This window comes from Prevotella sp. CAG:592 (assembly GCF_000436015.1).
GTDB lineage: Bacteria > Bacteroidota > Bacteroidia > Bacteroidales > Bacteroidaceae > Prevotella > Prevotella pectinovora.
In genome coordinates, this window is record NZ_FR892551.1 from 1 (window position 1) to 8,495 (window position 8,495).

An 8,495-nucleotide genomic window follows, 5' to 3' on the forward strand; every position below is an offset into this window, starting at 1 on the left:
CCTCCCCCGTAGGGGAGGGACAGATACTATTGCTTTTGATAAACCACTGATAATCAGACGACTACTGACGATAATATTACTTGCAAGGATATCTGTCCCTCCCCTACGGGGGAGGCCAGGTGGGGGCTGATGACAATTGGCGGAGTTATATTAATAATTTACTGCGCAGCAGGTTTATCTTGGTTTTTGTCTGAAAGGCATCAGGGTGGGTATCCTGGTTTTTGTCTTATATAAAAGTTGTTACTCCGTGATGACAAATCCGTGTTCCTAGAGTGATATCCGCTTTCTATTTTAGACCTGTGACTGTCGCCGAAGGCTGATGGGCACTTTATTCTCACTGTCATGGAAAATGGAAGATTTTGGGCACTACTTGAAAAGAAAATGTGCCCAAAAATGGGACAAAACAAGACTGGAAACCACTGTAAGCGGAGAGGAACGGCAAATGCCTGAAGCGGGGACACAACGACAATACTGAATGACTGTATCAGTGAGCAACAAGACCAAAGAACTGAAGGAACCGGTTGTATTACAAGGTTTCACTGCCCAAGAAAAAAAAGAGTAGACATCAATACAGCAACAAAATAATTTCGCAAACAGACGTTCAAATGTTAATCACTTTGAAATATTGCAAGCATATCAATAAGAATGACTATCTTTGCAAAATGTTGGCCCTGTTACACTAGGCTGCCGACAAACGATAATAATTACCACATTAACAGAACCATAAAAAACGATATGCAAACAAGCGTAAAGCCCGCTGAGGGCAAATTAGGAATAATGATTGTTGGCAACGGTGCCGTTGCCACGACATTCATGACAGGTGTGCTGATGACACGCCGCGGTCTGACCAAGCCCATCGGCTCCATGACACAATACGACAAGATACGCGTAGGCAAGGGAACCGAGAAGAAATATCTGCACTACAAAGACATCGTGCCACTGGCAAGTCTCGACGACATCGTGTTCGGCACATGGGATGTATACCCACAGAATGCCTATCAGGCTGCGATGTATGCCGAGGTGCTGAAGGAGAAAGACATCAACCCCGTGAAGGACGAGCTGGAGAAGATCAAGCCTATGAAGGCCGCCTTCGACAAGAACTACGCCAAACGCCTCGACGGTGACAACGTGAAAGACTGCAAGACGCGTTGGGAGATGGTGGAAGCACTGCGTGAAGACATCCGCAACTTCAAGAAGGAGAACAACTGCTCACGCATCGTGGTGATTTGGGCTGCCTCAACGGAAATCTACGTTCCGGTGGACGAGAAGATCCACTATTCACTCGAAGCCCTGGAGAAGGCGATGAAGGAAGACGACCGCGAACACGTGGCACCATCAATGTGCTACGCCTATGCCGCCCTCACCGAAGGAGCACCGTTCGTCATGGGTGCACCAAACACAACTGTCGACATTCCAGCAATGTGGGAACTTGCCGAGAAGACGAAGATGCCTATCTCGGGCAAGGACTTCAAGACCGGTCAGACCCTCGTAAAGAGCGGTTTCGCCCCAATCATCGGCACCCGTTGCCTGGGACTGAGCGGATGGTTCTCTACAAACATCCTCGGCAACAGAGACGGTCTCGTGCTCGACGAGCCGGCAAACTTCCACACCAAGGAGGTGAGCAAGCTATCCACACTGGAGACAATCCTGAAGCCCGACGTGCAGCCCGATCTCTATGGTCACGGCAACGACGAGGACACACAGTATTATCATAAGGTGCGCATCAACTACTACCCTCCACGCAACGACAACAAGGAGGGCTGGGACAACATCGACATCTTCGGATGGATGGGTTACCCAATGCAGGTGAAGATAAACTTCCTCTGCCGCGACTCCATCCTCGCAGCCCCTCTGCTGCTCGACCTCTGTCTGCTGAGCGACCTCGCCGCAAGAGCCGGACGCTATGGCACGCAGCGTTTCCTGAGTTTCTTCCTCAAGAGTCCTATGCACGACTATACCAAGGGCGAAGAGGCAGTAAACAACCTATACCAACAGTACACAATGCTTAAGAACGCCATCCGTGAGATGGGTGGTTATGAAGCTGATGAAGAGATTGACTAATAAACAAAAGAAGACAATATTGTGGTCGCTACCAGTAGTAATACTGGCAGCGATTGCTTTTATTACGGTACCCTCGCTGCTGCCCGAAAGCTACGACAGCATGAAACGGAGCGTGGTTACCGTAGAATGCGGTGAATACTACGAGATTCTGAGCCGTGGCAGAGTGATAGCCTGTTGCAACGACATCAATGCCGACACCACGCTCCATGCCGTTAGCGTAAAGCCCGACAGCGACACGGAGCGCAAGGCCATGGTGTGCGGATGCTGGATAAACAGGTTCACATTCATGCCCTCATGCCAGGGCCGCATACTCACCGTCAGTCCATTTTCCACCGACGCAAGACTGATTTCCATGGCAAACAGGAACATCGGCACCCTGATTGAGAATACCATCAAAAGAGCCGAAGATATGCTTGCCACCGACATGAAGAGGGAGACCGAAATGGATTATTATCTGAATACCCACAACGTGAAAGACGAAGGATACAACGCCATCGCCGCATACGCTGAGGAGAACAAGAAGAAAAAAGACAGTCTGCAGCACAGCATCAACCTGCTGAAATCGCTGCAACAGAAAAAGGGACTCAAGATAAGGCGCAAAAGCAGATATACGCTGGTATACCCCGTCAACGCGAAGAAGGCGAACAGAATAGCATGCCGCATCCTGCCTGAGGAGTCGGGAAAGACATCAAGAAGCACCATCGTGCTGCAGACGAAAGGCAAGTTCATGCCCGAAGATGCAAACAGCCTGTACGGATTCGACGTGTTCTGCCTTATCCCCGAAAAGGGCGACACCATATCCATAGCCGGAGTCTTCGGACTGACAAAGAACAGTCTGCCCAGCACAGCGCTCCAGAAGCCAAACATCTTCAGAGGCACCACCATCTCAACCGAGCGCCATGCCACACCAGAGCTGCTGGCTCCCCAGGGCGCGCCGATATTCAACCGCAACGGATATTTCATCGGAATAAACAACAAGGGAGGAATAGTGAAATGAAAATATCCCACCTTATTATATATGCCTTGACGGCACTCGCCATCATCTCATGCAAAGACGGCAAGCCCATCGACACCGTGACCCTATACCACGGCGACTACTGCTACCGCGGAGAGATGGCACACGGCAAGCGGAACGGCTACGGAGTGTTGTCGCTGAAAGACAGTATCGTGTACAGCGGAATGTGGAAAGACGGCAAACGCTGTGGCTACGGCACTACGACCGACTCTCTGGGCAGACGAATCACCGCACTATGGCACGCCGACACGATAGTGAGCGGAACGCGAGAGGACTCTCTCGGAATATACCACGGAGGATTCAGTGAAGACCTGCTTGCCGACGGACACGGCATATGGAGAAATGCCGACGGAGAATTCTATACCGGCCAGTGGACCGCCGACCGCCGCAACGGTTTCGGCTGCGGAGTGGCAGAGAACGGCAAGGTGAAAGCCGGCGACTGGCGGAAGGACAGATACCGCGGAGAGAAGATGGTGCATACAGCCGACAGGATATACGGCATCGACGTGTCGAGATACCAACACGAGAAGGGAAAGAAGAAATTCCATCTCGACTGGACAAAGGTGCGAGTCATCGGACTGGGTTCCGGAAGGAGAAGTGCCGGCGACATAAACTACCGCATCTCATTCGCATACATAAAGTCAACGGAAGGCGTCACCGTGCGCAACAGATATTTCGCCTCCGACTATGTCAACGCCAAGAAGAGAGGCATCGCCGTAGGGGCATACCACTTCTTCTCGACAAGGAGCAGTGCTGCGGCGCAAGCGCATTTCTTCCTTAGACACACGGCTCTGAGAGTCGGCGACATGCCTCCCGTTCTCGACGTGGAGCCAAGCGACGCCCAGATAAAACAGATGGGCGGACCGGAAGTGATGTTCCGTGCCATCAGGACATGGCTCAACATCGTGCGCAACGCCACCGGCACGAAGCCCGTGCTCTACGTGAGCCAGAATTTCGTGAACAGATATCTGTCTGCCGCTCCCGACATCAAGGGCAATTACCCCGTATGGATTGCGCGCTACGGACAATACCGTCCTGACGTCAGGCTCGCCTTCTGGCAGCTCACGCCCTACGGCAAGGTGAGAGGAATACAGGGAGACGTCGACGTCAACGTGTTCAACGGATACAAGGAGCAGTTTGCCGAATTTCTGCATAAGGAGACGATAAAGAAATAAACGCCATGCTACCTTTGCCCCTGCCTGCCACACGGCAGAAAAATGGCGCAAGGAAGGGAATAACAAAGAAAATAAAACTACATAAAACGACGATATGAAGAAAAGCAAATTCAGAACATTAGCCACGCTGATTGCACTGGCTTGTTCCAGCGTAGCATCCCTGGCGCAGATTCCAGAGGGCTACTACGACTCACTGAAGGGAAAGAAGGGTGCAGAACTGAAAAGCGCAGTCCACGACATCATCAAAGACGCCAAAGTATTGAGCTATGGCTCTGGTAGCGGAAAGACCTGGTGGGGATTCTGGATTACCGACCGCACCAGCGACGGACGCTTCATCGACCGCTACTCCAATGAGAGCACATGGCCGATGAGCACAAGCCAGGGAGCAGCGGGAGCCGGAATGAACATCGAGCACTCGTTCCCCAAGAGCTGGTGGGGAAAGACAGAAAACCAGGCATACAAAGACCTCTACAACCTCATGCCCTGCGAGAGCAAGATAAACAGCAGCAAGAGCAACTACCCGATGGGCGAAGTGGTGAGCGGCGACACAGGAAACGGATGGACGAAGGTGGGCAACGGCAACGACGGCAAGAAATACTGGGAGCCTGCCGATGAGTGGAAAGGCGACTTCGCACGCGGATACATGTATATGGCAACCTGCTACAGCGGACTGCCCTGGACGGGAGTGGGACTGCAGATTCTGGAGAAGAACGACTACCCCACCCTACAGAAATGGGCTTACGACCTATACATAAAATGGGCAAAGGCAGACATGCCAAACGAACTGGAGATAACGAGAAACAACAAGGTGAGCGAGATACAAGGCAACCGCAACCCGTTCGTTGACTTCCCTAACCTGATGGAATATATCTGGGGCGACAGCATAGACTACGCCTTCGATCCTATGACCACCACCTGTTCGGACAACTACAAGGGCGATGACACACCTGTCACCCCTTCCGATGTGATTGCCTCATACGATTTCACCAAGGGCGAGTGTGGTTTCACAATCGAAGACGTGAACAATCCGCTTGACAACAGCAACATCTGGGTGATAACAGACACATACGGATGGAAGGGAACGGCATTCAAAGACAGCTGCCATGAGGCCGACTCTTATCTCGTATCGCCGGAGATAGACCTCACGGGCTATGAATCGGCAAAGATGAACATCAACCAGGCAGTGAACTTCATAAAGACCGACAACATTACAGACAGGCTCAGCGTGGAGGTGCGTTGCGACGGAACGGCAACGGTGCTCAGCGGTTTCACATGGCCTACGGGCGACAATTGGACTTTCGTGGAATCAGGTGACATCAGCCTCAACGAATTCGCCGGCAAGAAGATACGCGTGGCATTCAGATACACCAGCACCTCTACAATCGCCTCTACATGGGAGATTAAGAAGATGACAGTAAGCGGCAAGAAAATTACTGACGGCATCAGCGACGCCGCAACGATTACCAACTCCAAAGAGCCTCGCCTGACCTTCAGCATCAACGGCGAACGCATCACCGACACCGCCAACCACAACGGCATCATAATAGTGAAGCAAGGTGGCAAGAGCTGGAAAATCACAAGATAAAATGAACAGCTGACAATATTTGAATCACAAAAAAAACGGTCATTAGGGCATCATGAATTATATAATTCCGAGCAAGCCCTAATGACCGTTTTTTGTTTAACCCAAATCGGTCATTAGGGCTTGCTTGTATTTTGATCTTTTAGAAGAGTGGATTTAGTTGGCTTTTTAATGAGTAATAGCGGGCTATTGCGAATTAAAAACAAGCAAAAGACGCCTTATAAAAAGCAAAAAACTGCAAGCAGCAATATAAAATACAATAAACGGCCTAATGACCGTTTTGGGTTTAATTGTTCTTTTACTTGAGTATGAACTTCCTGTCATTGATGATGTAAGCACCCTTCTTCAGACCCTTCAGACTCTTCGCATTGAGCATCACAGCCTGACCGTCGAGAGTATATACATCATAAGAAGAAGCGTTCATCGCATTCTCTATCGCCTCTATCGACAATGAGAGGGAAGCAGTGTTGGAGAATGAACTCTCCGTAACGTTGCCCTGAGCGTCGGTGAATACAGCCGTCACATTGTAGTAGTGGTCGTCGTCGATACCGAAGAGATAAGTGTTGGCAGAAGGAGTGGTCTGGTAGATTGCGAAATACTTCGTTCCCTTAGGCACGAACACTGATATTTCCTTCCAGTTGGCACCCTCTGTAGAGAGAATCTGTCCGTCGGCAACATAAGTAGAACCAATCTTCGTGAAGCTGTCACTAATTTCCAATGACATAATATCAATGCTAAGAAGAAACCTGCAAACACTGCAAGAAAAGACAAATCGCAAGGAAAGGCTCCGCCTCTGGCAAACATTCAGACAGCGCTTCCTATCCAACCCTAACGGATAGCAAACGACAAGCATCTGACAGCGGGGAAACGGAATAATTCCCCATAATGCGCATCAAAAACACGGAATAATTCCCCAATATGAGGTCGGTTTTTATGGAATAATTCCCTTTTTTGACACCGTTTTTCATGGAATAATTCCCCAATGCTTGCGTAAGTCGCTTATTATTAGTACATTTGCAGAAACTCAATCCACATATCATGTTAAAGAGGAAGTTTACGGAACGACTGGAAAAATTCCTTACCAAGGAAACGCGAAAAATACTCCTTGTTAATGGTGCAAGACAGATTGGCAAGTCTTATCTGATAAGGCATATCGGAAAGAATCTGTTCAAGCATTTTGTAGAGATAAACCTGAAAGCCGATCAGGAGGGCGAACGCATCTTTGCCACGATAAGAAGCAAAGAGGATTTCTATCTGCAACTTGGCGCAATTGCCGGCGACAATCTCGGTAACGAGAATGACACGCTGGTATTCCTTGACGAGATACAGTCGTATCCGCATCTGTTGACGTTGCTGAAATTCCTGAACGAAGACGGGAAATACAGATATGTGGCAAGCGGTTCGCTATTGGGCGTTGCCCTATCGCAGACCCCATCGGTGCCAATTGGCAGCATATCCATAGAGCAGATGTATCCGCTGGACTTCGAAGAATTCTTATGGGCGATGGGATGCGGTGAGGAAACGATAGCAGGCATCCGCAAGTGTTTTTCATCACATGAATCACTCAACGACTCCATGCACAACTACCTGCTGCAGCAGTTCAGGATATATCTCCTTGTTGGCGGAATGCCTGATGCAATAAACAAATTCAAGGAAAACCGCAACATAGCCCAGGTAAGAGCCATCCAGCGCGATATCCATGCGCTGTATAGGATTGACGCCTCACAATATGACAATGAACGCAAGCTCGTAATTCGGAAAATCTACGATATGGTGCCTTCGAACATGGAGAACAAGAAGAAGAGGATAATAGTAAAGAACATAGAAGACACCAAATCACACAAGCAGTTCAGCGACTACGCTGAAGAGTTTGAATATCTCACGAATTCCGGAGTTGCATTGCCGGTGAATGCCCTCAGCAACCCGAAATTTCCACTTGCCGAATCTGAAAGCAAGAATCTTCTGAAACTGTACCTCAGCGATGTAGGACTGCTGACCAACCTGCTTTACGGAACAAACATCAAGGCTGTGTTGAAAGATGAGCGCAGCGTAAACTTGGGAGCGGTATACGAGTCGGCTGTAGCTCAGGAATTGCATGCACACGGGTTCTCGCTCCACTATTATGACAACAAGCAGAAAGGAGAGGTGGATTTCCTCATCGACGACTACGAACGCCTCACCGTATTGCCGATAGAAGTGAAATCAGGAAAGGACTACCGCATACACAGCGCACTGGACAAATTCCTTGCCACACCAGACTACAACATCAACCGTGGCGTGGTGTTGAGCAATGAACAGAAGGTACACTCGGACAAGGGCATCATATATATGCCGATATACTACTGTATGTTCTTCCTGCGCGACAACTCAAAAGAATCCGACACCATAATCCCGGAACTGACGCTTCCAGAACAAGCAGCTGATGACAAACAAGATCCTCTCTTCTGACAAACAAAATCCGAGCAAGCCCTAAATGACCGATTTAGGGTCTTATCGGCATAATCCGACAACTCTGAATTCTATTCATGATTGGCGGAAATCTGGTTATAGCAGAAAAGAGGGAAGCGTCTACAAGAAAGGAGTGAGGAAAACAGGCAGGAAGAGTGTTCTCGCCAGACTGCAATCTGGCCCTACAATCGAGTAGGAGGAAAACGAAGCAGTT

6 protein-coding genes are annotated in these 8,495 nt (G+C 49.5%); 5 read left to right on the top strand and 1 reads right to left on the bottom strand.

Going from position 1 to position 8,495, the window contains the following annotated elements; genetic code table 11:
* Positions 1–735 precede the first annotated feature (735 nt).
* From QVO99_RS04305 to QVO99_RS04320, 4 genes are all read left to right on the top strand, one after another.
* Positions 736–2,061, top strand: coding sequence for an inositol-3-phosphate synthase (locus tag QVO99_RS04305; protein ID WP_022316368.1), 1,326 nt, complete (start codon positions 736–738; stop codon positions 2,059–2,061).
* Entirely contained in the window at positions 2,054–3,058 is a 1,005-nt protein-coding gene (locus QVO99_RS04310; protein WP_288176958.1) for a hypothetical protein, read from the top strand. The genes QVO99_RS04305 and QVO99_RS04310 overlap by 8 nt, the downstream gene beginning before the upstream one ends.
* Positions 3,055–4,251, top strand: coding sequence for a GH25 family lysozyme (locus tag QVO99_RS04315; protein ID WP_022316370.1), 1,197 nt, complete (start codon positions 3,055–3,057; stop codon positions 4,249–4,251). The genes QVO99_RS04310 and QVO99_RS04315 overlap by 4 nt, the downstream gene beginning before the upstream one ends.
* A gap of 94 nt (positions 4,252–4,345) precedes the next feature.
* Complete coding sequence (locus tag QVO99_RS04320) at positions 4,346–5,836, top strand: endonuclease (RefSeq protein ID WP_022316371.1); 1,491 nt, start codon at positions 4,346–4,348, stop codon at positions 5,834–5,836.
* Between the two features lie 295 nt (positions 5,837–6,131).
* On the opposite strand, the gene QVO99_RS04325 is transcribed toward QVO99_RS04320, so the two are convergent.
* On the bottom strand, positions 6,132–6,557 hold the full coding sequence (locus QVO99_RS04325; protein ID WP_022316372.1) for a hypothetical protein: 426 nt from the start codon (positions 6,555–6,557) through the stop codon (positions 6,132–6,134).
* A 314-nt stretch (positions 6,558–6,871) separates the two neighbouring features.
* Here QVO99_RS04325 and QVO99_RS04330 point away from each other — a divergent pair, with 314 nt between their 5' ends.
* Complete coding sequence (locus QVO99_RS04330; RefSeq protein WP_022316373.1) at positions 6,872–8,281, top strand: ATP-binding protein; 1,410 nt, start codon at positions 6,872–6,874, stop codon at positions 8,279–8,281.
* The last annotated feature ends 214 nt before the right edge of the window (positions 8,282–8,495 follow it).